Here is a 25,333-nt window from a genome sequence, read left to right as displayed (position 1 = left end):
TTCCTGCAGTGCAGGCCCCTTCTTGACCACCGTCGACATCAAGTGCATACAGTTAGTCATGAGCGCGGAGCAGAGCACGACGGTCGGTCTCGACGGCTGGAGCTGCTACACCACCACGCCGGCGCACTCGATGGCGCTCTTCGAGGAGGCGCGGTCGCGCTGCCCGGTGGCGCACAGCGACGAGCACGACGGCTTCCACCTGCTCGTCGACCACGACGACGTGAAGGCCGCGATGGCCGACCACGGGACGTTCTCCTCGGAGCCCCAGGTGCTGCGCCCGATGCTGCCGCGCAAGCCGATCCCGGCCCTGGAGATGGACCCGCCGCGACACAAGCCGTGGCGCCAGCTGTTCAACCGGGCCATCAAGCCGAACACCGTCCGGGAGCTCGAGCCGCTGGTGCGCGGGGACGTCACCCGCCACATCGACGCGTTCGTCGCCGACGGGCGCACCGACCTCGTCCCGTCGCTCGCCGAGCCCGTGCCCGCCGAGGCGATCTGCCGGCTGGTCGGCGTCGACGACGAGCTCGTACCCGAGATCCGCGAGCTCGCCATTGCCATGTTCGCCGCGATGGGCGAGCCCGAGGAGTTCGGGCGCCGCCAGGCGCAGTTCGGCGAGATCACCGTCCGCGAGGTGCACAAACGCCGCGCCGAGCCCCGCGACGACTACCTCACCGAGGTGGCGCACGCCGAGGTCGAGGGCCGCACGCTGGACGACGACGACCTCGTGGTGCTGCTCGCCGCCTTCCTCGGTGCCGGCCACCACAGCACGACGTCGGGCATCTCGAGCCTGGTGTACGAGGTGTTCTCCGCGCCGGAGATCCTCGCGAGCGTGCGGGCCGACCCGTCGACGATCCCAGCCGCGGTGGAGGAGGTCCTGCGCCTGCGCCCGCCGTTCTACGGCTTCTTCCGGCGCACCACCACGACCACGACGATCGCCGGCACCGCGATCCCCGCCGGCGACGACGTCTACGTCGGCTGGGCCGCGGCGAACCGCGATCCGGAGGTGTTCGCCGACCCGGCGTCCTTCCGGCTCGACCGCGGCCGCAACCGGCACCTCGCGTTCGGGTTCGGCGTGCACAACTGCCCCGGCGCGGCGCTGGCCCGCATGGAGATGCGCGTCGTGCTCGAGGAGCTGCTGCGCCGCACCCCGGACCTGCGCGTCGAGCTCGACGACCCGGCCTGGGTGTTCGGCGGCGGCGACTACGCCTTCCTGCCCGCCCTGCCGGTGACGTTCACCCCGGGGACACCGTCGCGCTGACCCCGGCTCGCCACCCAGCTCGCGATCTGGGTGCGCGAGGTGAAGGAGAGCTTGCGCAGAATGCGCTCGACGTGTCCGTCGACGGTGCGCCGGGAGATCACGAGCTCGTCGGCGATGTCGCGGTTGCTGCGGCCGTCGGCGATGAGCGCGGCGATCTCGCGCTCGCGGGACGTCAGGGGACCCGTGTCCCGGGGACACGGGTCGGGCGGCGCGGACGTGCTGCCCGTGAGCGTGATGCAGAGCCGCACGGCGTCCGCGAGGTCGACGTCGGCGTGCTCGGCGCGCAGGGCCTCCGCCCGTGCGGTGCCGAGCGCCGCGTCGATCCGCGTCGCGTGCTCCTGCCCCTCGGCGGAGGCGTGCGGGCCGAAGGCGGCGAGCGACGTGCCCAGCCGCCGCCACACCGAGCGGGCGAGCCCGGAGAGCGTCGCGGCGTCGGCCGCGCGCCCGCTCGCGACGCTGATCCACGAGCAGACCTCGATGCTCAGCGCCGTGCACACGCCGTCGCGGAAGTCCCGCTCGATCTGCATCGTCGCGAGGATCGCCTCGCGCGCGCGGTCCAGTTCGCCGAGGTGGAGGTGGCTGATGGCCGCGATCCACCGGCCGTAGCCGCGGTTCCAGAGCTCGCCCGCGGCCGTGGCGCGCTCGACCACCTCGGCCGCGGTCGCGAGCGCCTCGTCCGAGCGCCCGGCGTAGGTCTGCGCCATCGCGAGCTGGAACGCCGCGGTGAGCTCCGGACCGCCGAGCTCCCCGCGGCGGTGCAGCGGGATTGCCTGCCGGTACCAGCCGATCGCCTCGTCGAGGTCGCCCTCGAAGAGGTGCAGCAGGGCCGTCCAGTGCGCCGCGTGCCCCTGCATGGCGAGGTCGCCGCGCTCGGCGGCGATGTGCCGTGACTCCTCGAGCCAGACGCGGGCCTCGGCCGGGTCGCCCTGGATGAGCGCGACCCACGCGACCACCCACAGCGCGTGCCCCCGCTGTTCGGTGCCCGCGTCGAGCCGGCGCAGCAGGCGCTCGAGCCAGCGCCGGCCGTAGGTCAGGAAGCCGCCGGCGATCCAGTGGTAGCGCAGCAGCGCGGCCAGCCGGGCACCTGCGACGGCCTCACCGGGCGTGTCGGCCGAGAACGCGAGCGCGGCGATGAGGTTGGGGTGGTCGGCGCGCAGCTGGGCGAGGTCGCGGGCCTGGTCGGGGCCGCACCATCGCGCGATCATGCCCTCGGCGCGGCGGATGAAGTGGTCGCGGTGGCGGCGCCGGACGTCCTCGGTCTCGCCCGAGCGGTCGAGCTGCTCGGCGCCGTACTCGCGCAGCGGCACGAACTGGCGATAGCGCACCGACTCCCCGTCGCGGTCGGCCAGCACCACCGACTTCGCGACGAGCCCGTCGAGCGCCTCGAGCAGCCGATCGCCCGCCAGCTCGCCGTGGCCGCAGACGCCGTCGAGGGTCTCGAGGTCGACCGACGCCGGGAACACCGACATCCGCGCCCACAGCAGGCGCTCGTCGGGGCCGCAGAGGTCGAAGCTCCAGTCGATGAGCGCGTGCAGGGACCGGTGCCGCGGCTCGGCGTCGCGCACCGGGGCCTTGAGCAGGTGCAGCCGCCCGCCGAGCCGCTCGACCACCTGGGCCACCGGCAACGTGCGCAGGCGGACCGCGGCCAGCTCGATCGCGAGCGGCAGGCCGTCCAGGCGCCGGCAGAGCTCGACGACGGCGGCGCGGTTCGCCGGGGTGATCGCGAACTCCGGGAGGACGCTGCGGGCCCGGTCGACGAGCAGCCGCACGGCCGGCACGTCGTCGAGCGACCGGCTGCCCGCCGCGTCGAGGTCACCGGGCACCGGCAGCGGCGCGAGCCGGTGCACCTGCTCACCCCACAGGCCGAGGGACTCCCGGCTGGTGGCGAGCACCGTGAGGTCGGGCAGCGCGTCGAGCAGGCGGCGCAGCAGCCCGACGCTGCCCTCGATGAGGTGCTCGCAGTTGTCCACGACGAGCAGGGCGGGCGCGCCGGTGAGGTGGTCGATCACGCGGTCGACGGCGTCGCGGTTCGACTGGTCGGGCACGCCGAGCGCCGTCGCGACCGCCGGGGCGATCTGGGACGGGTCGGTGACGGCGGCCAGCTCGACCACGTACGCGGGGCCGTCCGCGTCCGCGGCGAGGGTGACCGCGAGGCGCGTCTTGCCCACCCCGCCCGGGCCCGTCAGCGTCACGAGCCGGCGCGCGCCGAGCTCGTCGCGGAGGCGCTCGAGATCGCTCTCGCGCCCGACGAAGCTGGTCAGGGCCGTGGCGGGACGCCGGGCACGGGTGCGCGGCCCGTCAGCGACGTCGACCATGTCGCCTCCTCACCCGTCGCCTCCGACCTGAGCATGGCACGCGGACGGGCCCCCGCGGCAACGATCTACCTGCGTGATCCCCGCACCGCGAATGGGGTGATCTCACGCTGTCCGGGGGTGTCCGGCGCCCGCCACGGTGTAGCGGCCATCACATGAGCTGCATCACAGGAGGGCCCGATGCCGTGCTGACCATCGACGTCGACACCGGCGGCACGATGACCGACGGCCTGATCAGCGGGGACGCCCTCTCGGCGGGCTTCTCCGGCGTGTTCAGCGTCAAGGTCGAGACCACCCCGCACGACGTGACCCTCGCCTTCGGGGAGGTGCTCGAGACCGCCCGCCGGCGGGTCGGGGCGGCGACGCTGCGCGAACTGCTCGACGAGGTCGCGCTCATCCGCTGGTCGTCGACCATCACGTCGAACGTGCTCGCCCAGAAGAGCGGCCCGAAGCTCGGCCTGCTCGTCTCCGCCGGTCACGAGGACGACCTGTACACCGGCCCCGAGGAGGCGGCCACGGTCGTCGGGCCGCTCATCGCCCGGGAGAACATCACCGGCATCGCGCCGGACGCCTCCGACGACGACATCCGCTCCGCGGTCAAGGGCCTGTTCGACCAGGGCATCCGGCGGATCAACATCAGCCTGCGCGGCGCCTTCGAGGACGGGTCCGCCGAGCAGAAGATCGTCGCGCTGATCGACGCGCAGTACCCCGACCACTACCTGGGCTCGATCCCCGCGCTGCCCGCGAGCGAGATCCTCCTGCGCCCGGACGACGCGACCCGCACCTTCGTCTCGCTGATCAACGCCTACGTGCACCCCTCGCTCGCGACCACGCTCTACCGCGCCGAGGAGACGCTCAAGCAGGAGCACTCGTGGCGCGGCAACGTGCTCGTCGGCCACATCAACGGTGGCGTGGCGCGCATCGGCAAGACCACCGCCTTCGACACCATCGAGTCCGGGCCGCTGTTCGGCACCCACGCCTGCGCCGCGGAGGCCGCCCGCCTCGGCGACGCGCACGTGCTCGCCATCGATGTCGGCGGCACCACCGCGAAGGTCTCGGCGGTCGAGGACGGCCGGGTCGTCGACCGCGACGAGGGCCACTTGTTCGGCATCCCCGTGCGGACCAACCTGCCGCTGCTGCGCTCGATCGCGCTCGGCGGCGGCTCGGTGGCGCGGACCGACGGGACGACCGTGACCCTCGGGCCGGACTCCATGGGCGCCGCGCCCGGCCCGGCCTGCTACGGCCTCGGCGGGCGGAACGCGACGACCACCGACGCGTTCGTCGTGCTCGGGTACCTCTCCCCCACCGCGTTCCTCGAGGGCCGGCGCACGCTCGACGTCGACGCCGCGCGCACCGCGATCGACCGTGCCGTCGGCACGCCGCTGGGCCTGTCCACGGAGGACGCGGCGCGGCGGATCGTCGACACCGCCGTCGACACCGCAGCCGACCTCGCCCGCGCGACCGCCGCCGAGACCGGGTGGACCGCCGCCGACGCCGCGGTCTACGCCCTCGGCGGCAACGGCCCGCTGGTCGCCACCGGGGTCGCGGAACGGCTCGGCGCCTCGACGGTCCGGCTGTTCGGGTTCGGCAACGTGCTCTCGGCGTACGGCTCGGCGATCTCGGACGTCGTGCACGTGTACGAGTCGGCGGTCGGCGGCCTCGACGAGGCGCGGGACGCCGCCGCGAAGCTCGCCGACGGCGCCCGTCGCGACCTGCGCGGCGAGGGCTTCGACCCGGACGCCGCGCGGCTGGCCTGGGAGGTCCGCGACGCCGACGGGACGCGCCACCACGCCGAGGGCGACGTCGACGCCGCGCTCGTCGGTCCCCCGCAGCTCATCCGGCTCACCGCCCGGGTCACCCTGCCCGGCCTGCGGAGACAGGCGCCCCCGCGGAGCGGCGCGGTGTCTGCCGGCGAGCGCGGTGGTCTGCCGGTGCACGACTGGTCCGCGATCGCCGGGCAGCGCCTCGACGGCCCGCTGCTCGTCGACGGCGGCGCCTTCACCTGGCTGGTCGGCCCCGGCTGGTCGCTGCAGGTCGACGAGCACGGCGACGCGGTCGCCACACGAACCGGAGGAGAGGCATGACCCGCATCCACGTCGCCGAGTACCTCGACCTCGACGTCGGCACCGAGCGGTGGCACTGCCACTCGTGCGGGCACGACATCGCGGCCGCCCGCGACAACTACAAGACCGGCCTGCTGCTGACCGAGCGCGACCCGAGCGAGGTCCACCCGCCGCTGATCGACGGCCGGTTCACCTTCGCCCCCGACCCCACCTGGGTCCGCATCATCGAGTTCCACTGCCCGGGCTGCGGTCGCCAGGTCGAGACCGAGTACCTCCCACCCGGCCACCCGGTCACGCACGACACCGAGATCGACATCGACGCCCTGAAGCGCCGTCTCGACGCCGGGGAGCTGCGCGTCGACGGGGCCGGCAAGCTGGAGGTGGCCTGATGGGTCGGACGGTCGACATCGACGTGGGCGGGACGTTCACCGACCTCGTCCTCACCTGGGACGACCGGCGGATCACGGCCAAGGCGCCGACGACGCCCTACGACCTGTCCGTCGGCTTCCTCGACGTCCTCACCGACGGTGCCGAGCAGCTCGGCAAGGACATCGACGAGCTGCTGCCGGACATCGAGCTGGTGCGCTACTCGACGACGGTCGCGATGAACCGGCTGATCGAGCGCAAGGGCCCGCGCCTGGGGCTGCTGACCACCGAGGGCCACGAGGACGCCATCCTCATCGGGCGCGGCGCGCAGTGGACCGACGGCACCCGCATCTCCGAGCGCCGCAACCTCGCGATCCAGAGGAAGCCGGAACCGCTGGTGACCCGCGACATGATCGCCGGGATCCGCGAGCGGGTCGACTCGTTCGGCCAGGTCCTGCGACCGCTCGACGAGGACGACGTGCGCCGCAAGCTGCGGAGGCTGGTCGACGGCGGCGCGCGGGCGATCGCGGTGTCGCTGCTGTGGTCGTTCGCGAACCCGGCCCACGAGAAGCGGATCCGCGAGATCATCCGCGAGGAGTACCGCAGCTACCACGTCGGCTACCTGCCCGTGGTGCTCTCGCACGAGGTCGTGGGCAAGGTCGGCGAGTACGAGCGCACGATGACCGCGGTGCTCGACGCGTACCTGCAGAGCTCCATCAAGGCCGAGATGGAGCAGACCTGGGACCAGCTGCGCGAGCACGGCTACCGGGGCAGCTTCCTGCTCACCCACAACACCGGCGGCTCGGCGGAGATCTTCAAGACCACCGCGTCGCGCACCTACAACGGCGGACCGATCGCCGGGCTCATGGGCAGCTACCACATCGGCCAGGCCCTCGGGTTCCGCAACGTCATCGCCTCCGACGTCGGCGGCACCTCGTTCGACCTCGGCATGGTCGTCGACGCATCGGTGCGCAGCTACGAGTTCCGCCCGATCATCGACCGCTGGATGGTCGGCATCTCGATGCTGCAGGCCACCACCATGGGCGCCGGCGGCGGCTCGATCGCCTGGGTCAACGAGCTGCTCGGCAACCGGCTCGAGGTCGGGCCCCGCTCGGCGGGCTCGTACCCCGGGCCGGTCTGCTACGACCTCGGCGGCACCGAACCGACCACCACCGACGCCGACGTCGTGCTCGGCTACATCGCCCCGGACGGCTACTTCAACGGCCGCATGCCCCTAGACCGCGATAAGGCGGCCGAGGCGATCCGGGTGAAGATCGCGGAGCCGCTCGGGGTGTCCGTCGACGAGGCCGCCGCCCTGATCCGCCAGGTCATCGAGAGCACCATGGCCTCGGCCATCCAGCGCGAGGTGCACCTGCGCGGCTACCACCCCGAGGACTTCGTGCTGTTCGCCTTCGGCGGCGGCGGGCCCACCCACGTCGCCGGCTACGGCGCCGACGTACCCACGGCGGTGATCTTCCCGCAGGCACCGGTGTTCTCCGCGCTGGGCAGTTCGGTCATGGACGTCATGCACGTGTACGAGCAGTCCAAGCGGATCCTGTTCCTCAACGGCATGACCCAGGAGCTCACCGCGGACCACGAGGCCTACAACGCCCCGATCCGCGACATGGTCGCCCAGGCGCGCGCCGACCTGACCTCCGAGGGGCTCGACCCCGACGAGGCCGTGTTCACCGTCGAGCTCGACATGCTCTACGGCGGGCAGGTGCAGGTGAAGCGGGTGTCCTCGCCGCTGCTGGAGATCCACAGCGAGGCGGACGCCGCCGCCGTCTACGACGCCTTCGAGAAGGAGTACTCGGAGGCGTTCAGCCCGCACGTGGTCAACAAGCCCGGCGGGGCGTACATCGAGTCGATCATCGTCAAGGCCACCGTGCCCCAGGAGAAGCTCGAGCTGCCGGTGCACGAGCTGGGCGGTGCCGACCCGTCGGCCGCCCGGACCACCAGCCGCGAGGCCTACTGGCCCGAGCTGGCCCGGCGCGTCGACACCCCGGTGTTCGCGTTCGACCGGCTCACCCCCGGCCACCGCGTCGAGGGACCCGGGCTGGTCGAGGCGGAGTTCACCACCATCGTCGTCCCGCCCGGGCGCGTGCTGGCGATCGACGAGCACGGCCTCGGGCTGCTGCAGCACGCGTCACCGGTCGAGACCTCGGCGCCCACCCCCGTCCTGGAAGGAGCCCCGGCATGAGCTTCCCGCCCCTGGCCGAGAAGCTGGCCGCGCTCAAGGTCAGCGCGCCCAGCGAGGACGAGCTGTCCTGCCTCGACGCCGTCGCGACCGGCGCGTACGAGATCGGCGTGCAGCGCACCGCGGACATCCTCGACGAGGGCTACGAGGTGTTCATGCGCTCGTCGCGCTCGCAGATGGGTGTCGCCGGCGACTCGATCGTCGCGATCTTCAACGCGCAGGGCGACCTGGTGAACGCCTCGGCGGGCACCTACCTGCACGCGGTGATCCCGCCGATCGTCATCAAGTTCATCCTCGCCCGGTTCCGGCAGAACCCGGGGATCGCCGACGGCGACATCTGGTACACGAACGACGCGCTCTACGGCGGGATCCACAACCCCGACCAGGTCGCGATCATGCCGGTGTTCTTCGAGGGCGAGCTGGTCGCGTGGACCGCCGCGCTCTCCCACACCACCGAGACCGGCGCGTGCGAGCCCGGCGGCATGCCGGTGTCGGCGAAGTCGCGCTTCGACGAGGGCATGAACCTGCCGCCGATGAAGATCGGGCACAACCACGTGCTGCGCGACGACGTCATCGAGATGTTCGCCGCGTTCGGGCTGCGCTCGGAGACCTCGGTGACCGTCGACCTGCGGGCCCGGTGCACCACGGCCGACCGCGTCCGGGTGCGGCTGCTGGAGATGTTCGCCCGCGAGGGCCGGGACTTCGTCGTCGGCCTGTTCCGCAAGATGCTCATGGAGGCCGAGGCGGGCTCGCGCAAGCGTCTCTCGTCCTGGCCCGACGGCACCTACCGCTGCGCGACGTTCTCCGACGCCGCCGGCATGGAGAACGGGCTGCTGCGCAACTGCTACATGACGATGACCAAGAGCGGCGACCACCTCGAGGTCGACTTCACCGGCACCAGCCCCGAGAACGGCTCGTCGTACAACGCGCACCCGCAGGCCGTCATCGGGCACCTCGCCAACTACATCTACGAGTACGTCTTCCACGACCTGCCGATCTCGTCGGCGACGTTCCAGCCGATCGACTTCGTGTTCCCGGAGAACTCGATGCTCTCCCCGGCCCCGAACGCCGCCACCAGCTGTGCGGTCATGGCCGCCACCGGGGCGATGAGCGCGATCGCGAACTGCGTGGGGCGGGCCCGCTTCGGCACCGCCGAGTGGCGCCAGGTGTCGGCGGCGCTGGGCAACGGCGGCAACGCCTCGGTGCTCGCGGGGGTCTCGCAGTGGGGCATGCCGTTCGCCGACATGCTCGCTTACACGATCAACACCGAGGGCTCCGGCGGGCGCTCCACCGCCGACGGGATCAACGCCTACGGCTTCCCGTGGTGCGCGTTCGGGCGCGCGCCGGACGTCGAGAACATGGAGAACGAGCTGCCGATGCTCGTGCCGTTCTCCCAGCACTGGGAGGACTCGGGCGGGGCCGGGAAGTACCGCGGCGGCGTCGGCACCGCGCAGCTGTGGGTCGCCCACCACGCGCCCTTCGTCGTCTTCATGTCGATCGCCGACAACTCGATCATCCAGACCCCGCAGCCGCTGTTCGGCGGCTACTCGCAGTGCACCTGCCCGGGCCTGACGATGGAGGACGTCGACATCCCCGAGCTGCTGCGCGCCGGCGACGAGGGCCGGCTCGACCTGGCCTCCCTGCTCGAGGGCAAGTACGGCGGCCGGATCGTCTCGGAGAGCTACGCCCGCACCGCGCGGCCGGTGACGGGCGACCAGGTGATCACACTGGGGATCTCCACCGGGGGCACCGGCTACGGCGACCCGCTCGACCGCGACCCGGAGGCCGTCGAGCGCGACCTCACCGACGGGATGATCTCCGAGTGGGCGGCGACGCACGTCTACGGCGTGCGGTTCAACGCCCAGACCGGCCGTGTCGACCTGTCCGGCACCGCGGAGCTGCGGGCGGAGCGGATGCGCGCGCGCATCGCCGGCGGGCGGACCTGGGACGACTTCCACGCCGACTGGTCGACGCGCAAGCCGCCGGAGGAGATCCTCGGGCTGTACGGGTCCTGGCCCGACGCGGCCGTCGTCACCCCGCTCATGCGGATGTAGGCGTGGCGCTCTCGACCCGGGCGAAGGCCCAGGCGATCGCGGCGGGGCGAGGAGGTCCGGGCGGGGGCGGCCGGCACACGCTGGCCGTCCCGCTCGCGCCGCACCTGGCCGCCCGCATCGCCGAACGCCCGTGGGAGGCGTTCCTGACCGACCCCACCCAGCTGGCCAACGGACTCGGCGACCTGCTCGACGCCGTGCGTCCCGACGGGGTGGCGGTGACGCTGCCGTCGCTCGCCGGTGCCGACGGGCACCGGGAGGCCGCGCTCGAGGCGACACGGCGCCTGCGGGTCTCGGCCGGCGACGACGCGGTGCTGGTCGCGGTGCTGCGCGCGGACCTCGACGACGTCAAGGCCTTCCTCGACGCCGGGGTGGACGGGATCGTGCTCGAGGGTCCCGCCGACCCCGGTGCCGAGAGGACGATCGCGAACATGTGCCGCTTCCACCGGGTCATGGCCGTGTCCCCGGTGCGCGTCGCCCTGGACGCGCCGGCACCGGCCACCGGGCTGGTCCTCACCGACGGCGAATGCCCGGCCGACGTCGACACCACGACGGTCGCCGACTGGGTCGCGGCGGTCCGGGGAGGGGTCTGACGTGCGCTACGACGACGCCGCCGTCCCGCTCGGCGCGCTCTGGTCGTCACCGTTCGCGAAGTGGCAGGGCACGCTCGCGGAGACGTCGAGCCTCGACCTCGCCGCGGCCGTGACCACCCGCGCCCTCGCCGACCGGGCCCTCGACCCCGCCGAGCTCGCGGGCCTGGTGCTGGGCTGGACGGTGCCCGCCCCGGACGTCTTCTACGGCGCACCGACGCTGGCGGCGCGGCTCGGGATGCCGGGGGTGACCGGGCCGATGGTCAGCCAGGCGTGCGCGACGTCGGTGGCCGCGCTCCACGCCGCGGCGCTGACCGGCGGGCCCCAGCTCGTCGTCGCCACCGACCGCACGAGCAACGGGCCGACGCTGTCGTGGCCGGCGCCCGCGCGGCAGGGCGGCGCGCCGGTGACGTCGCACTGGGTGCTCGACGCGTTCGCCCGCGACCCCGGCACCGGCGAGGGCATGCTCGCGACCGGCGAGACCGTCGCCGCCGAGTCCGGGTTCACGCGCGACGAGGCCGACGCCGTGGCGGTGCTGCGCAGCGAGCAGTACGTCGCGGGGCTGGCCTCCCAGCACCGGTACCTGGTGCCGGTGGCGATCCCGGGGCGGCGCTCGGCGGTGGAGCTCGCCGCCGACGAGGGCGTCCGGCCCGTCGACGCCGGGACCGCGGCGAAGCTCCCGCCCGCGACCCCCGAGGGCATCCACACCTTCGCCTCCCAGACCCACCCCGCCGACGGGTGCGCGGGCGCGGTGGTGACGTCGGTCGACCACGCCCGGTCCCGGGGCGGCGGCGTCGTCCGGCTGGTGGCGAGCGGGTTCGCCCGCGTGGCGCCCGCGCACATGCCGCAGGCGCCGGTCCCGGCCGCGCGGGCGGCCCTGGCCGACGCCGGGTGGGGGTTCGGCGACCTGCACGCCGTCACGACCCACAACCCGTTCGCCGTCAACGACCTCTACCTCGCCCGCGAGACGGGGATCGCGCTCGAGGACATGAACGTCCGCGGGTGCAGCCTGGTCTTCGGGCACCCGCAGGGCCCGACGGGGCTGCGCTCGATCGCCGAGCTCGTCGAGACCCTGGTCGACCGCGGCGGGGGTCGCGGCCTGTTCACCGGATGCGCCGCCGGCGACACCGGCGCCGCCCTCGTCGTGGAGGTCGACACATGACCCGCGCCCCGGCCCTGCCCACGTTCGCGACGCCGCACATCGTCCGCGAGGACACCCCCGACGGCCGCGTCCTGCTGCGCTCCGCCGACCCCCTGGCACCGCACGCCGTCTCGATCGTCCACGACTTCCGCGCGCACGCCGCCGCCCACCCCGACCGCCTCCTCGTGGCGGAGCCGTCCGGGGAGGGATGGGCCCGCACGACGTGGGGCGAGATGCGGGTCGCGGTGGACCGGCTCGCCCAGGGGCTGCTCGACGCCGGGCTCGCGGACCGGCCGGTGATGATCTTCTCCGGCAACAGCACCCTGCACCTCACCGTCGCGCTCGCCGCGATGACGCTCGGGACGCCGGTGGTGCCGACCAGCGTCGCCTACGCACTGCAGAGCAGCGACCACGCCAAGCTGCGTGCCATGGTCGATCTCGTCGACCCCGGGCTGGTGGTGGCCGAGGACGCCGCGTTCAGCGCCGCCGTGGCCGCGGTCGCCGGCGGGCGCCCGGTGCTCGGGGCCGTCCCCGGTGGGGTGTCCCCGGGCGGGCTCGCCGCCGACCCCACCCCGGAGGTCGACGCGCGCTGCGCCGCGCTGACCGCCGACACGGTCGCCAAGATCCTCTTCACCTCGGGCTCCACCGGCACGCCGAAGGGCGTGGTCAACACCCACGGCATGCTCGCGGCCAACCAGCAGCAGATGCGCCAGGCCTGGCCGTTCCTCGCCGAGGAGCCGCCCGTGCTGCTGGACTGGCTGCCCTGGAGCCACACCTTCGGCGGCAACCACGACACGAACATGGTGCTGTCGAACGGCGGCACCCTCTGGATCGACGACGGCCGCCCCGCGCCGGCCCTCATCGGCCGGTCGGTCGCGCACCTGGCGGACGCCCGCCCGACGATCTACCTCAACGTGCCCGCCGGGTACGCCGCGCTGCTCCCCCACCTCGAGCGCGACGACGACGCCGCCCGCGCGTTCCTCGACCGCCTCCGGCTCGGCTTCTTCGCGGCGGCCGCGCTGCCCCAGGGACTGTGGGACCGGCTGACCGCGCTGGCCGGGAAGCACGGGTCGGCCATGCGGATGACCACCTCCTGGGGCATGACCGAGACCTCGCCCGCGGCCACGACCGCGCACTTCCCGATCACGCGCTCGGACTGCCTCGGCGTCCCGCTGCCCGGCGTCGAGCTCGCGCTGGTGCCGACGGCGGGGAAGCTCGAGCTGCGCGTGCGCGGCCCGAACGTCACGCCCGGCTACCACCGCCGCACCGACGACCCGTGCGACGAGCACGGCTACCTGCCCACCGGCGACGCCGTGGCGCTCGTCGACGAGGACGACCCGGGCGCCGGGCTGGTGTTCCGCGGCCGGATCGCCGAGGACTTCAAGCTCTCCTCCGGCACGTTCGTCAGCGTCGGCACGCTGCGCCCGCGCCTGCTCTCGGCGTCGCTCGGGCTGGTCACCGACGCGGTGCTCTGCGGCGAGAGCACCGACGCCGTCAGCGCCCTGGTCTGGCTGCACCCCGACCACGCGCACCGCTGCCCGGACGGCGTCCCGACCGACGACCTCCGCGCCGACCTCGCCGCGACGCTCGGCCGCCTCGCCGACGAGGGCGGCGGTGCGTCCCAGCGCGTCGAGCGCCTCCTCGTCCTCGTCGAGCCGGCCGCCCTGGACGCCGGCGAGATCACGGACAAGGGCTACGTCAACCAGCGCGCCGTGCGCGAGCGCCGTGCCGACCAGGTCGCGGCGCTCGCCGCGGAGCCCCCGCCCGAGCAGGTCGTCCTCCGGTCCTAACGGACCGGCACCTCGGCCCAGGACACGCGGCCGTCGCCGGTGATCGGGATCGCGGGACCGCCGAGGACGTCGGGCCGGAACGTCGCCTGGCCGATACCGCGGACCCTGGCCAGCACCTCGCGCCCGGCACGGCCGCGGTCGCCGGCGACGAAGCCCTGCACGTCGACGCCGGCTGCGCGGGCGAGGTCGACCGCGCGGGCCGCCGCGGGCGCCTGCGTGACCACCACCGCCGAGGTCACCCCGAAGACGTCGTGCGCGCGGCGCATCGTGTGCCAGGTGTCGAAGCCGGCGTAGTCGGTGAACACGTCCTCGGGCGCCACGCCCGCGGCCAGGGCGGCGTCGCGCATGGCGTCCGGCTCGTTGTAGTCCGGGCGCCCGTTGTCGCCCGACATCAGCAGCTTCTCCACCCGCCCGCCGCGGTAGAGCGCGACGCCCGCATCGACACGCTGGCGCACGACGCCCCCGAGCGTGCCGTCGGAGCGCACGAGCGACCCGGGCACGATCGCCACCTGCGCGGGCCGGACCGCCGACGCCTCGGACGTCACGAGCTCGTCGGTGCGGCGGACCACGACGACGTTGGCGGCCACGACGACGACCGTGGCGAGCAGGACGCACACGCCGACCACGAGCACCAGGATCCTCACGTCCGATCAGATTACCGACGAACCGGACAGTGGCCCGGGACCCCGCGCCCACCCGGCAGGGACGTCCGGCCCTCGCCGCCGCCCGCCGGCGGGACTGGACTCGGGGGATGCCGACCACGACCGAGCGCGCGGTGCTGCGCGACGCCCTCACCCGCGCGCTGCGTGCCCCGTCGGAGCACAACGCCCAGCCGTGGCGCTGGGTCCTCGGCCGCGATCACCTCGACCTGTTCGTCGACCGGACGCGGCGGCTGCGCTTCACCGACGAGCGCGGCCACGGGGTGCTGCTCGGCTGCGGGTGCGCGCTGCACCACCTGCGGGTCGCCCTCGCCGACCGGGGCTGGCACGCGAGCGTCCGCCACCAGCCCGAGGACCTCTCCGGGCGGCCGCTCGCCCGGGTGCGCATCCGCCCGGCCACCGGTGAGCCCGACCCGTGGGCGCATCGCCACGCGGCGGCGATCGACCGGCGCCACACCGACCGTCGCCGGTTCTCCGGCCGGTCGGTGCCCACCACGGTCATGCAGTCCCTCGACGACGCGGCCCGGCCCCACGGCGGCGTGCTCCACCTCGCGTTCGGCACCCACCGGGCGCTCGTCGCGGAGGCCATGGCCGAGGCCGCGGAACGCCAGCCCCGGCAGGAGGGCTACGTCGAGGAGCTGGAGCACTGGACCCACCGCTACGCCGGGGCCCACGACGGCATCCCCGCGCACGCCCGGCTCGACGGTCCGCCGCCCTCGTACCGCGACCTCGTGCTGCGGTGGTTCCCGCCCGGGACGCTGCGCCAGCCGCGGGGCGGCGCGGACCGCCGGGACGCCTCGGTGCTGGCGATCCTCACCGCGGTCGACGACAGCCCGGTGTCGGTGCTGCGCGCCGGCGAGGCCCTCAGCGCCGTCCTGCTCGAGGCCACCGCCCAGGGCCTGGGGTCGACGCCGATCACCCAGGTCCTCGGGGTGTCGCAGACCCGCGAACGCCTCCGCCACCTGGTCGGCGCCCACCGCCCGCCGGTGTGCGTGCTGCGTCTCGGCTGGCCGGAACCGCTCGGCGAGCCCTTGCGCCCGACGCCGCGCCGGCCGCTGGAGCAGGTGCTGACCGAGGTGGAGTGACCGCTACGCCTCGTCGGCGATCGCGGTGATGCGGCGCAGGCGGACCGCGAGGCTGACGCGGAAGCGCTTGTCGCCCTCCTTCCAGTCGTCGCCGAGCAGGGCGTCGATGCGCTCGAGGCGCTGGAGGACCGTGTTCGTGTGCACGCGCAGGGAGCGGGCCGCGCGGGTCGGGCTGGACTGCTCGTCGAGGTAGTGGTGCATCGTCGCGACGAGGTCGGTGCCGCGCGCGACGTCCCAGGCCACGACCGGCCCGATCAGCGCGTCGACGAAGGCGGTGATCGCGCCGTGGTCCGCGGCGCCGAGCACGGCCTCGTAGGGCAGGTAGGGCACGGTGCTCACGGCCCCGTCGGCGATCCCGAGGTGCGGCAGCAGCCGGGCGCAGTTGCGCGCCGAGGCGAAGCGCGCCGCCAGCTCGGTGAGCGCGTCCGCGGGCGGCGCGGCGACCGCGAGGACCCCGCCGACGGCCCCGGCCACCTGCCGGCGGAGCTCGGCCGCGGCCTTCTCGGGGTCGGTGGTGGCCGTGAGGGCGACGAGCGTGCCGAGGTACTCCCCGGCGAGCTGCCCGGGGTCGCGTGAGAGGACCCGCAGGGCGTGGCGGCGGTGCTCCGGCGGGACGTCGAGGACGACCAGGGTGCGCAGGCCCTGCGGGTCGATCCCCTGGGCGCGGGCGCGCGCGGCGAGCTCGGCGTTGCTCGTGCTCGTCGCGCTGAGCAGGTCGACGACGAGGTCGCCGCGGACGCGCTGCTCGCCCTCGAGCAGGGCGTCCTGGCGCAGGGTGAGCAGCGCGGTGATCTGCGCGCTGCGCTCGATCGTGCGGGTCTCGACGGCGCCGATGCCCACGTCGCCGGGACCGACGAGCAGCGCGCCGAGCGCGGCGTCGGCGGTCTGGACGACGGCGACGACCTCGATGTCCGGCGGCCGCGCACCCTCGCGCAGGACGACCGCACGCCCCGTCCGCCGGCTCGTGCCCAGCGCGTCGCGCACGCTGTCGGGCCAGTCGGCCGTCCGCGGGGCGTCGGTCCCCGCGCCGCACACGACGTGGTGGTCGCGGTCGAGGATCGTCACGGGACGGGCCAGCGCGGTGGCGAGCGTGTCGCAGACCTCGTCGGCCCCGCCGCCGCGCAGCACGATCCCGGTGAGGCGCTCGTGGACGACGCTCGCCCGCTCCATGGCCTCGACGTGGCCGGCGAGCCGGTCGCGGGCGCGGCGGGCGTCGGTCTCGGACGCCGTGGTCTGCGCCAGCAGCCGCGCGGTCTCGAGGACGACGGCGGCGTGGTCGGCGAACGCCGAGAGCAGCGCGACCTGGTCGGGCCGGAAGCCGTGCTCGTAGCGGTTGGCGGCGAACAGCACCCCGAGGGTCTCCCGACCGCCCGCGATCATCGGGACGCCCAGCAGGGCGACGAGCCCCTCCCCGGCGACCGCGTCGTCGATGTCGTCGGTGTGCGGGACGTCGGCGGTGTCGTAGCGCGCGGCCCACTGCGGCGCGCGGGTCCGCACCACGCGGGCCGCGAGCCCGACGCCCGGCGGCACGATCAGGCGCTCGAACTCGCTGGTGACCGTGCCGGCGGTCGCGCGCACCCGGAGCTCGTCGCGGTCGGGGTCGTACACCGACAGGTAGGTCACGTCGGTGCCGATGAGGTCGTGCGCGCGGAGCACCAGCCGGTGCAGCAGGAGGTCGACGTCGCGGAGCTCGGCGAGCTCGCGCGCGCTGGTGAACAGCGCCGAGAGCTCGTTCTCCCGCCGCCGCGACTGCGCGAGCTCCCGCTGCAGCGCCGCCACCCGGTCGGCGATGGTGCGCGCCGCTTCCGCGCCGAGGTCGGTGGCTTCGAGGCTGCGCGCGATCCGCGCCGCGCCGCCGTGCGGGTCGGCGAGCGCGGCGTCGAGCAGGTCGAGGACGGCCCCGACGTCCAGCGCCTCGTCGGTCATGGCCCGCGCGACGGGAACCGCGGCGCGCGCCGTTCCGCGAACGCCGCGAGCCCCTCGACCGCGTCCGGCGAGGTGAACGCGCGCTGTCCGTAGAGGGCCTCGACCGCGAAGGCCTGGTCCTGGGGCAGGTCGCCGAGCCGCAGGACCGACTCCTTGGTGGTCGCGAGCGCGCTGCCGGACAGGCGCGCCATGCGACCCGCCCACTCGTGCGCCGTCTCGAGCACCTTCCCCGCGGGCACCACGGCGTTGAGCAGCCCGAAGCGCAGGGCGTCGTCGGCCCCGACGCGGTCGCCGAGGAGCAGGAGCTGCATCGCCCAGGCGTGCGGGATCTGGCGGGTCAGCCGCACCAGGGTGCCGCCGGCCGGGACGACACCGACCCCGGTCTCGGGGAAGCCGAACTGCGCGTGGTCGGCGGCGACGCGCAGGTCGGTCGAGAGCAGGATCTCGAAACCGCCGCCGAGGCAGAGCCCGTTCACCGCGCCGATCACCGGCTTGAACAGCCGCGTGTGCTTCTGGTGCGCGCCGTCCCACCGGGAGATGTCGAACCGGCCTTCGGCGAGCGCCGGGATGGACTCGGTGAGATCGGCGCCCACGCAGAACGCGCGCTCGCCGCGGCCGGTCAGCACGGCCACGGCGAGCGCGTCGTCGTCACGGACCTCGGCGAAGGCGTCGGCGAGGTCGTCGTACATCGCCAGGGTCAGCGCGTTGAGCTTGTCCGGGCGGTCGATCCAGATCGTCGCGACGCCGTCGACCTTCTCGAGCGTGATCGTCACTCACACCACTCCCCGCTCGTGCAGCCCGGCCAGTCGCTCGTCGTCGATGCCGAGCATGCCCCGCAGCAGCACGTCCGTGTGCTGGGAGACGCCGGGCGCGAGGCCGCGGGGCTCCGCCGGGGTGGCGCCGAGCTTGATCGGGGTCCCGAACATCTCCAGGTGGCCGAAGTCCGGGTAGTCGACACCGACGACCATGTCGCGCGCCCGGATCTGCTCGTCGCCCACCACTCCGGCGATGTCCTTGACCGCACTCAGCGGCACCTGGTCGCCGGCCAGCCCCTCCAGCTCGGCCTGGGTGCGCGTGGAGAACCAGTCGAGCAGTATCGGCCGGACCTTCGCCTCGTACGTCTCGGGGTCGAACCGCTTGGCCATGGTGTCGATGGCCGGGTCGGTCGCGACGTCGTCGGCGCCGAACATCCCGCACGTGATCGCCCAGAACTTGTCGGTGTAGCCGCCGAAGAAGACGTAGCCGTCCTTGCACGGGAACAGCTCGTAGGGCTTGACGAACGGGTGCTGGTTGCCCAGCGGGGCGGCGACCTTGCCGTCGACGGTGTAGCTGACCACCGCGTTCTCGGTCAGCGAGAGCACGGAGTCCTGCTGGGAGATGTCGACGAGCTGCCCCTCCCCCGACCTCTCGGCGTGCCGCAGGGCGGCGAGCGTCCCGATGACGCCGTACATCGTCGCCGCGAGATCGCCGATGATCGTCCCGACCCGGGCGGGCGGCCGGTCGGCGAACCCGTTCATCGACCACAGCCCGCCCGTGGCCTGCGCGCTGTTGTCGTAGGCCGGGCGGCGCCGGTACGGGCCGGTCTGCCCGTACCCGGAGATCGCGGTGTAGACCAGCCGCGGGTTGATCTCGTGGAGCGCTGTCGGCCCGAGACCGAGCTTGTCCATCGTCCCGGCCCGGAAGTTCTCGACGAGCACGTCGGCCTTCGCGGCCAGCTCGCGCAGGATCTCCTTGCCGTCGTCGGTCTGCAGGTCGAGGGTGATCGCGAACTTGTTGCGGTTGAACTGGGCGAAGAAGGCGCTGAACTCCTCACCACCGTCCGCCGTGAGCTTGGGCGGGAACTCGCGCGCGTAGTCGGGCTCGCGCGGGTTCTCCACCTTGATCACCGTCGCGCCGAGGTCGGCGAGGATCATCGAGCAGTACGGCCCGGCCACGACGCGGGTGATGTCGAGGACGACGACGCCGGCCAGGGGCCGCGGTCCGTCGCCGGCGTCGAGCGCCCAGCCCGTCACGGGTTCACCACCGCCTCGGTCGTGTCCACCCGCAGCCGCGCGTCCAAGAGCGTCGCACAGTGCGGGCAGACGGTCTCCTCCAGGCGGATGAGCTGCGGGTCCGGGTGCGGACGGGCGCGCACGCCGTATGCGGCGAGGCGGGCGTCGGCGGCCGACTCGGTGGTGCGGGCGCCCTCGGCCCACGTGTCACCGTCGCCGAGCGGGGCGGTGCAGACGGGGCACGCCCAGCCCGAGGCGGAGCGCCGCGGGGTGCAGGCGTCGGCGCCGGTGCGCACGGCGTCGGCGGGGACCGCCCGCGCCGGGTCGGTGCCCAGTCGCGCCCGGCGCAGCTCGGCGCGCCGTGCCTCGGTGGCGGCGGCGTCCACCCGGCCCTCGACGAGCACGACGCCGTAGACGTCGGCACCGGTCGAGGCGCTGACGTAGCGGTCGGCCACGTCGCGGGCGACGGCCTCGGGGTCGCGCAGCAGCGGGTCGCCGTACCCGCCGCCCCCGGCCACCCACTGCACGAAGACGTCGCGCGGGCCGACGGTGAGGTCCTGCTCGTTGACCTCGAGCTGTTGGCGGTTCCCAGTGGTCAGGCCGTCCTCGGTGGGCCAGCGGTCGCCGTCGAGCAGGTCGGCGACGTTGGTGTCGCGCCAGATCGCGTGGCCGCTGCCGCCGCCGGGCAGCCCGCCGCCGTAGCCGTCGGGCGGCACCTGGCCGGTCGGCGCGAACACCGTCTGCACCACCGATTCGGCGCCGTGGAGCTTCCACGCGAACTCGTGCCCGACGCCGCCGCGGTGCATCCCGTGGCCCATGCTCGCGCCGTTGAGGCGCTTCCAGAGGTAGAGGACGGGGTAGAGCATCTCGTTCATCTCGACGTCGGGCAGCGTGTTGTTGATCTGGGTCATCATCCCGGAGCAGTCGAGCCCGTCCGAGTACGGCTGGGCGCCCTGGCCCATGCCGCCGCCGTCCATGTTGAAGAAGACGAAGTACTCGCCGGACGCGGTGACCGTGCCCGCCGAGATCCCTCCGGTCCACGAGTCCGCCCAGATGCCCTGGGTGCGGTTGCGGATGACCTCGTCGGCGGCGGACTCGATGGCCTGGTTCATGCACTTGGTGACGACACGGCTGACGCGCGCACCGGTCGTCAGGTGCCCGTTGCTGATCGGCGCCGGCGGGACCGGGTCGATCAGCGAGCCCGACTCGGTGATCACGTCGAAGGCGGTCATGACACCCTCGTTGAAGGGGACGTCCCAGGCCAGGATCGGGACGACCGCGGACGCGACGCTGCCGATCGTCGCGCCGTAGCTGCAGTTGACGAAGCCGTTGGTCTGCGGGCTCGTCCCGGTGAAGTCGAACGTGACCTGGTCGCCGTGCTTGGTCATCGTGCAGTGGATCCGGTAGAGCCCGTTGACGTGGCCGTTGTGCTCGGTCCACTCGTCGGCGACGAAGACCCCGTCGGGCACCAGGCGCAGCCGCTCGCGGACGACCTGCTCGCCGAGCTGGAAGCCGAGGCGCACGTACTCCCGGAAGGCCTCGAGCCCGAACTCCCGCACGGTGTCCTGCACCCGGCGGATGCCGGTGTTGTTGCTGGCCACGAGGCTGCGTACGTCGTTCCAGAACGGGCCGGGCACGCGCACGTTGTTGAGCAGCAGCCGCTTGATCGCCTCGACCGGCTGCCCCTTCTCGAAGACCTTGACCCCGGGCGGCAGGCGCAGCGCCTCGCTGTAGCAGTCGTAGGCGCCGGGCGCGAAGCCGCCGGGGGTCATCCCGCCGACGTCGAGCAGGTGCGCCTGCGACTGCGCCCAGCCCACGAGGTCGTCGCCGACGAAGATCGGAGAGATGACGTTGGTGTCCGGCGGGTGACTCGCGCCGGCGGTGTGCGGGTCGTTGCAGATGAAGGCGTCGCCGGGGTACAGCGGCTCGCCCTTGATCACCTCGACGAGGTTGCGGACGGCGACGCCGCCCGATCCGATGTGGAACTGGACGTAGTCGGAGTAGCCGAAGATCTTGCCGGTCGGGTCGAAGAGCGCGGTGTTGAAGTCGCCGGACTCGGTGATCACAGGAGATCCCGAGGAGCGGATCATCGCGTTGCCCATCTCCTCGACGATCGAGTCGAGGCGCATGCGGATCACCTCGAGGGTCACCGCGTCGTAGCCCTCGGGCAGCGTGCTGGCGGTCGTGACTGGGGTGTTCATGGGAGGCCTCTCGAGCGGGGTCAGCGGGAGTCGGCGAGGCGGAGCAGGAAGTGGCCGCCGTCGACGACCTCGACGCTCGCGCCGGCCGGCACGAAGACGGTGGTGTCGGGCTCCTCGATGACGCACGGGCCCTCGGCCCGGCCCAGCGCGGCGAACCCGCGGTGCACGTCGACCGTCGTCACCCGTCCCGTCGCCGGGTCGACCACCGACCGTCGGTAGCTCTGGTGCTCCGCGGCGCCGCCCGCGGTCGTCATGATCTTCTGCGGCTCGGTGCGCCCGACGGCGCGCACGCGGGAGTTGATGAACAGGATCTCGGCCTCGGTCCAGGCCGTGCCGGTGCCGAACTCGGCCTCGTAGTCCTCGATGAACCGCTGCCGCAGCACCGCCTTGCCCTCCTCGGTGAGCGGCTCGGCGGGCAGGCGGGTGGTGACCTCGAAGATCTGGCCGGCGAACTTCATGTCCGCCTCACGGTGGAGCTCCCGGCGCTCCTCGGGGATCTCCTCGGCGGCGAACCACTCGCGGGCGCGGGCCTCGAGCGTGCGGAACTCGCTCTCCAGCAGCTCGGCGGGCTGGTCGAAGGTCCACGGGGTGGTCTGGACCGCGGAGAACACCGAGTCGGCGTCCATGAGGCCGTAGGCGGAGAACACCGCGGCGTTGGAGGGGATGACGACCTCGCTCACCCCGGTCTCGCGGGCGATCGATGCAGCGAACAGGCCGCACGCGCCGCCGAAGGACACGAGCGTGAACTCGCGCGGATCGTGGCCCCGGTTCACGGTGATCTTGCGCAGGGCGTTGGCCATCTGTGACGTGGTCAGGCGGTAGATGCCGGCCGCGGCGGCCTCGACGGTGAGGCCGAGCCGGTCGGCGACGGCGCTCGCGATCGCTCCGCGGGCCCGCTCGACGTCGAGCGCGACCGTGCCGCCGAGGTAGTAGTCGGGGTTGATCAGGCCCAGGGCCAGGGCGGCGTCGGTGACGGTGGGGTCCGTGCCGCCGCGGCCGTAGCAGGCGGGGCCGGGGCGCGAGCCCGCACTGTGCGGGCCGACGCGCAGGAGGTTGCGGCCGTCGACCCAGGCGATGGACCCGCCGCCGGCGCCGATCGACTCGATGTCGACCGCCGTGAGGCTGGTCGGGAACTCGCCGACGACCGCGCGGGGCAGGACGCGGAACTCGTCGTCGATGATCGCGGCGGCGTCGAGGCTCGTCCCGCCCATGTCGGCGGTGAGGATCTGCGCGCGGCCGAGGTCGCGACCCAGGAGCCGCGCGCCGGTGACGCCGCCGACCGGGCCCGAGTTGAACATCGCGATGGGCGCCTTGCCGGTCTCGGTGACCGACAGGAAGCCGCCGTGGACCTGCATGATCTGCACCCGGGTCACCAGGCCGCGCCGCGAGAGCTCGTCGGCGAGCTCGTCGAAGTGCCGGGCCACCAGGGGCTTCACGCCGGCGTCGAGGACGGTCGTGACCATCCGCTCGTACTCGCGGTAGACCGGGGTGAGCTCGCTGGAGAGCGTGTACGGGATGTGCGGGTGGTGCTTGTCCAGGTAGTCGCCGATCGCGCGCTCGTGGGCGGCGTTGCGGAACGACCACAACAGGCACACCGCGATCGACTCGGCGCCCGTCGCGACGAGCTCGTCGACGGCGGCGGTGATCTCGCTCTCGGTCAGCGGCACCAGGACCGTGCCGTGGGCGTCGACGCGCTCGGAGACCTCCACGATCCGCGAGCGCGCCACGATGTCGGGCCGCGAGCGCATGACGTGCGGGTCGCGCTCCTCCCCGCGCGCCGAGCGCGCGATGCGCAGGATGTCGCGGAACCCGCGCGTCGTCAGCAGGCCCGGCTGAGCGAACTTCTGCTCGTCGATGGCGTTGGTGACGATGGTGTTGCCGAGCACGAACCGGTCGACCTCGGGCAGGAAGCCGTTCTCGGCGACGCCCATGCGCTCCTCGAGCACGCGGATGGCGCCGAGGATGCCGGTGGTGACGTCGTCGGTGGAGAACGCCTTGCCGCGGAAGGCCTCGCCGTCGCGGATCGCGACCGCGTCGGTGAACGTGCCGCCGACATCGATGCCCACGTGCAGGGTCATGCTGTTCCTCCGGAGGTCGGGGTGCTCGAGCCGCGCAGCTCGGCGAGGACGGTCTCGGCGTGGTCGGCGCGCACGGCCCGGTCCTGCACGAGGCGGGCGACCACCTTCTCGATCTCGTCGCCGGTGGCCCCGGCGGAGACGGCGACGTTGCGCGCGTGCAGGGACATGTGGCCGCGCTGGATGCCCTCGGTGGCCAGCGCGCGCAGCGCCGCGAGGTTCTGGGCGAGGCCGGTGGCGACGACGACCTCGGCGAGCCGGCGGGCGTCGGGCGGGGCCAGGATGCGGACGGCCGCGCGGGCCACCGGGTGCACCTTGGTGGCGCCGCCGACGAGGCCGACCGGCATCGGGAGCTCGAGGACGCCGGTGAGGTGGCCGTCGGCGTCCTTCTCGAAGTGCGACAGGGCGGCGTAGCGCCCGCGCTCGTCGACGGCGTGGGAGTGCGCACCCGCCTCGACCGCGCGGGTGTCGTTGCCGGTCGCGAGCACGACGGCGGTGATCCCGTTCATGATCCCCTTGTTGTGGGTCGCCGCCCGGTAGGGATCGCTCTCGGCCAACGCGGAGGCGTGGACGATGTTCTCGACGACCTCGGGGCCACCGAGTGCCTCGCTGTCGAACACCGCGCGGGCGCGGGCCAGGCGCATGTCGGCCTTGTTGGTGAGGATCCGCAGCAGGGTGCGTCCGCCCGCGATCCGCCCGGCGCGCTCGGCGACCGCCTCGGCCATGGTGTTCACGGCGTTGGCGCCCATCGCGTCGCGGACATCGACCACCAGGTGCGCGACGACGTAGGTGCCGGCGCGGGACTCGACGAGGCGCACGACCAGGTCGTGCACGCCGCCGCCGAACGAGATCAGTGCGGGGTCCTGCGCGTTCGCGGCCTCGATCAGCTCCTCGCGGGCCTCGAGCAGGCGGACCCGCGCGCCGGCGGGGTCCGCGCACCCGAGGATCTGGATCTGGGCCTGCATCAGCGGCGCGGTGCTCGAGGTGAAGAAGCCGCCGCGCACCCGGGCGATCCGCGCCGAGTTGCTGGCGGCGGCGACCACGGACGGCTCCTCGGTGACCATCGGGACGAGGACGTCCTCGCCGTTGATCGTGAAGTTGGTGGCGACGCCGAACGGCAGCCCCATGACGCCGACGACGTTCTCGATCATGTGGTCGGCCTGGTCGAGCGTCAGGCCCCGCGTCGGGTCGAGCACCCCGAGGTCGGCGGCTCCGAGACCGGCCTGCTCAGCGACGGTCGCCCGCCGCCCCTCCACGTCGAGATCCCGGAACCCGGACAGCCGACTACTGGTCACCACAGCGCCTCCGCAGGCCAGCCCGCCCCCACCACGAGGACGGGGCGGCACGGTCACGAGCGACGTCTCGAGGCCACGTCGCTCCGGTCGGCGGTGACGCTATGGCCGGCACCACACCGGGCACGATGTTGTCCGGTCACACACTTCCCGGGCAAGACATGGTGCATCGGTCCATGGTCGGTGCCCACGGGCTGTGTGGCGGGGTCCCGCGGTGGGGCGGCGACCGGCACGTCGCGCAGATCGCGCAGCCTGTTGATCATGTGGATCGCGCCGGTCGGTGCGCCGACCCGCTACCCCGCGTTCCGGCGAAAGGGACCCCTCGCCGATCTAGCC

Annotated in this window: 17 protein-coding genes; 9 read left to right on the top strand and 8 right to left on the bottom strand. The window is 73.7% G+C overall.

All coding sequences use genetic code 11. The annotated features are described in order from the left end of the window. Nucleotides 1–58: 58 nt before the first annotated feature. Nucleotides 59–1,258 carry a cytochrome P450 gene (locus tag WCD58_RS11250; RefSeq protein ID WP_337702702.1) on the top strand — a complete coding sequence of 400 codons (1,200 nt, stop codon included), beginning with the start codon at nt 59–61 and terminating at the stop codon, nt 1,256–1,258. On the opposite strand, the gene WCD58_RS11245 is transcribed toward WCD58_RS11250, so the two are convergent. Further along, the gene (locus WCD58_RS11245) at nt 1,201–3,573 is read right to left on the bottom strand and encodes an ATP-binding protein (protein ID WP_337702700.1); all 2,373 of its coding nucleotides are present in this window, start codon (nt 3,571–3,573) and stop codon (nt 1,201–1,203) included. The genes WCD58_RS11250 and WCD58_RS11245 overlap by 58 nt on opposite strands. A gap of 182 nt (nt 3,574–3,755) precedes the next feature. Here WCD58_RS11245 and WCD58_RS11240 point away from each other — a divergent pair, with 182 nt between their 5' ends. The 7 genes from WCD58_RS11240 to WCD58_RS11210 are packed head-to-tail and all read left to right on the top strand — an operon-like array spanning nt 3,756 to nt 13,768. Next, complete coding sequence (locus WCD58_RS11240) at nt 3,756–5,654, top strand: hydantoinase/oxoprolinase family protein (RefSeq protein WP_337702698.1); 1,899 nt, start codon at nt 3,756–3,758, stop codon at nt 5,652–5,654. Continuing rightward, entirely contained in the window at nt 5,651–6,022 is a 372-nt protein-coding gene (locus WCD58_RS11235) for an acetone carboxylase subunit gamma (protein WP_337702696.1), read from the top strand. The genes WCD58_RS11240 and WCD58_RS11235 overlap by 4 nt, the downstream gene beginning before the upstream one ends. Beyond that, nucleotides 6,022–8,199 carry a hydantoinase/oxoprolinase family protein gene (locus tag WCD58_RS11230; RefSeq protein ID WP_337702694.1) on the top strand — a complete coding sequence of 726 codons (2,178 nt, stop codon included), beginning with the start codon at nt 6,022–6,024 and terminating at the stop codon, nt 8,197–8,199. The genes WCD58_RS11235 and WCD58_RS11230 overlap by 1 nt, the downstream gene beginning before the upstream one ends. After that, nucleotides 8,196–10,250: a hydantoinase B/oxoprolinase family protein gene (locus WCD58_RS11225; RefSeq protein WP_337702692.1), complete on the top strand. Its 2,055-nt coding sequence runs from the start codon at nt 8,196–8,198 to the stop codon at nt 10,248–10,250. The genes WCD58_RS11230 and WCD58_RS11225 overlap by 4 nt, the downstream gene beginning before the upstream one ends. Before the next feature lie 2 nt (nt 10,251–10,252). Further along, nucleotides 10,253–10,840, top strand: coding sequence for a hypothetical protein (locus WCD58_RS11220; protein WP_337702690.1), 588 nt, complete (start codon nt 10,253–10,255; stop codon nt 10,838–10,840). A 1-nt stretch (nt 10,841) separates the two neighbouring features. Further along, the gene (locus WCD58_RS11215; protein ID WP_337702688.1) at nt 10,842–11,999 is read left to right on the top strand and encodes a thiolase family protein; all 1,158 of its coding nucleotides are present in this window, start codon (nt 10,842–10,844) and stop codon (nt 11,997–11,999) included. Continuing rightward, nucleotides 11,996–13,768 (top strand): AMP-binding protein, encoded by a 1,773-nt coding sequence (locus tag WCD58_RS11210; RefSeq protein WP_337702686.1) that lies wholly within the window; start codon nt 11,996–11,998, stop codon nt 13,766–13,768. Before WCD58_RS11215 ends, WCD58_RS11210 begins: the two co-directional genes overlap by 4 nt. Here WCD58_RS11210 and WCD58_RS11205 read toward each other — a convergent pair. Then, a complete protein-coding gene (locus tag WCD58_RS11205) occupies nt 13,765–14,412 on the bottom strand; it encodes a SanA/YdcF family protein (RefSeq protein WP_337702683.1) in 648 nt (215 codons plus the stop codon). The genes WCD58_RS11210 and WCD58_RS11205 overlap by 4 nt on opposite strands. Before the next feature lie 107 nt (nt 14,413–14,519). Here WCD58_RS11205 and WCD58_RS11200 point away from each other — a divergent pair, with 107 nt between their 5' ends. Beyond that, nucleotides 14,520–15,512 carry an Acg family FMN-binding oxidoreductase gene (locus tag WCD58_RS11200; RefSeq protein ID WP_337702681.1) on the top strand — a complete coding sequence of 331 codons (993 nt, stop codon included), beginning with the start codon at nt 14,520–14,522 and terminating at the stop codon, nt 15,510–15,512. Between the two features lie 3 nt (nt 15,513–15,515). Here WCD58_RS11200 and WCD58_RS11195 read toward each other — a convergent pair whose 3' ends face one another. The 6 genes from WCD58_RS11195 to WCD58_RS11170 are packed head-to-tail and all read right to left on the bottom strand — an operon-like array spanning nt 15,516 to nt 25,000. After that, entirely contained in the window at nt 15,516–17,438 is a 1,923-nt protein-coding gene (locus WCD58_RS11195; protein WP_337702679.1) for a helix-turn-helix domain-containing protein, read from the bottom strand. Beyond that, the gene (locus tag WCD58_RS11190; protein ID WP_337702677.1) at nt 17,435–18,211 is read right to left on the bottom strand and encodes an enoyl-CoA hydratase/isomerase family protein; all 777 of its coding nucleotides are present in this window, start codon (nt 18,209–18,211) and stop codon (nt 17,435–17,437) included. Before WCD58_RS11190 ends, WCD58_RS11195 begins: the two co-directional genes overlap by 4 nt. Continuing rightward, nucleotides 18,212–19,450, bottom strand: a complete 1,239-nt coding sequence (locus WCD58_RS11185) for a CaiB/BaiF CoA transferase family protein (RefSeq protein ID WP_337702674.1) — start codon at nt 19,448–19,450, stop codon at nt 18,212–18,214. Continuing rightward, the gene (locus tag WCD58_RS11180) at nt 19,447–21,630 is read right to left on the bottom strand and encodes a hydantoinase B/oxoprolinase family protein (protein WP_337702672.1); all 2,184 of its coding nucleotides are present in this window, start codon (nt 21,628–21,630) and stop codon (nt 19,447–19,449) included. Before WCD58_RS11180 ends, WCD58_RS11185 begins: the two co-directional genes overlap by 4 nt. Nucleotides 21,631–21,650: 20 nt before the next feature. Beyond that, nucleotides 21,651–23,708, bottom strand: coding sequence for a hydantoinase/oxoprolinase family protein (locus tag WCD58_RS11175; RefSeq protein ID WP_337702669.1), 2,058 nt, complete (start codon nt 23,706–23,708; stop codon nt 21,651–21,653). Continuing rightward, nucleotides 23,705–25,000 (bottom strand): hydroxymethylglutaryl-CoA reductase, degradative, encoded by a 1,296-nt coding sequence (locus tag WCD58_RS11170; protein ID WP_337702667.1) that lies wholly within the window; start codon nt 24,998–25,000, stop codon nt 23,705–23,707. Before WCD58_RS11170 ends, WCD58_RS11175 begins: the two co-directional genes overlap by 4 nt. Nucleotides 25,001–25,333: the final 333 nt, after the last annotated feature.

This window comes from Actinomycetospora flava, assembly GCF_037400335.1.
GTDB lineage: Bacteria > Actinomycetota > Actinomycetes > Mycobacteriales > Pseudonocardiaceae > Actinomycetospora > Actinomycetospora flava.
The sequence above is the reverse complement of the archived record's forward strand: the minus strand, read 5'-3'. Positions and strand labels throughout refer to the sequence as shown.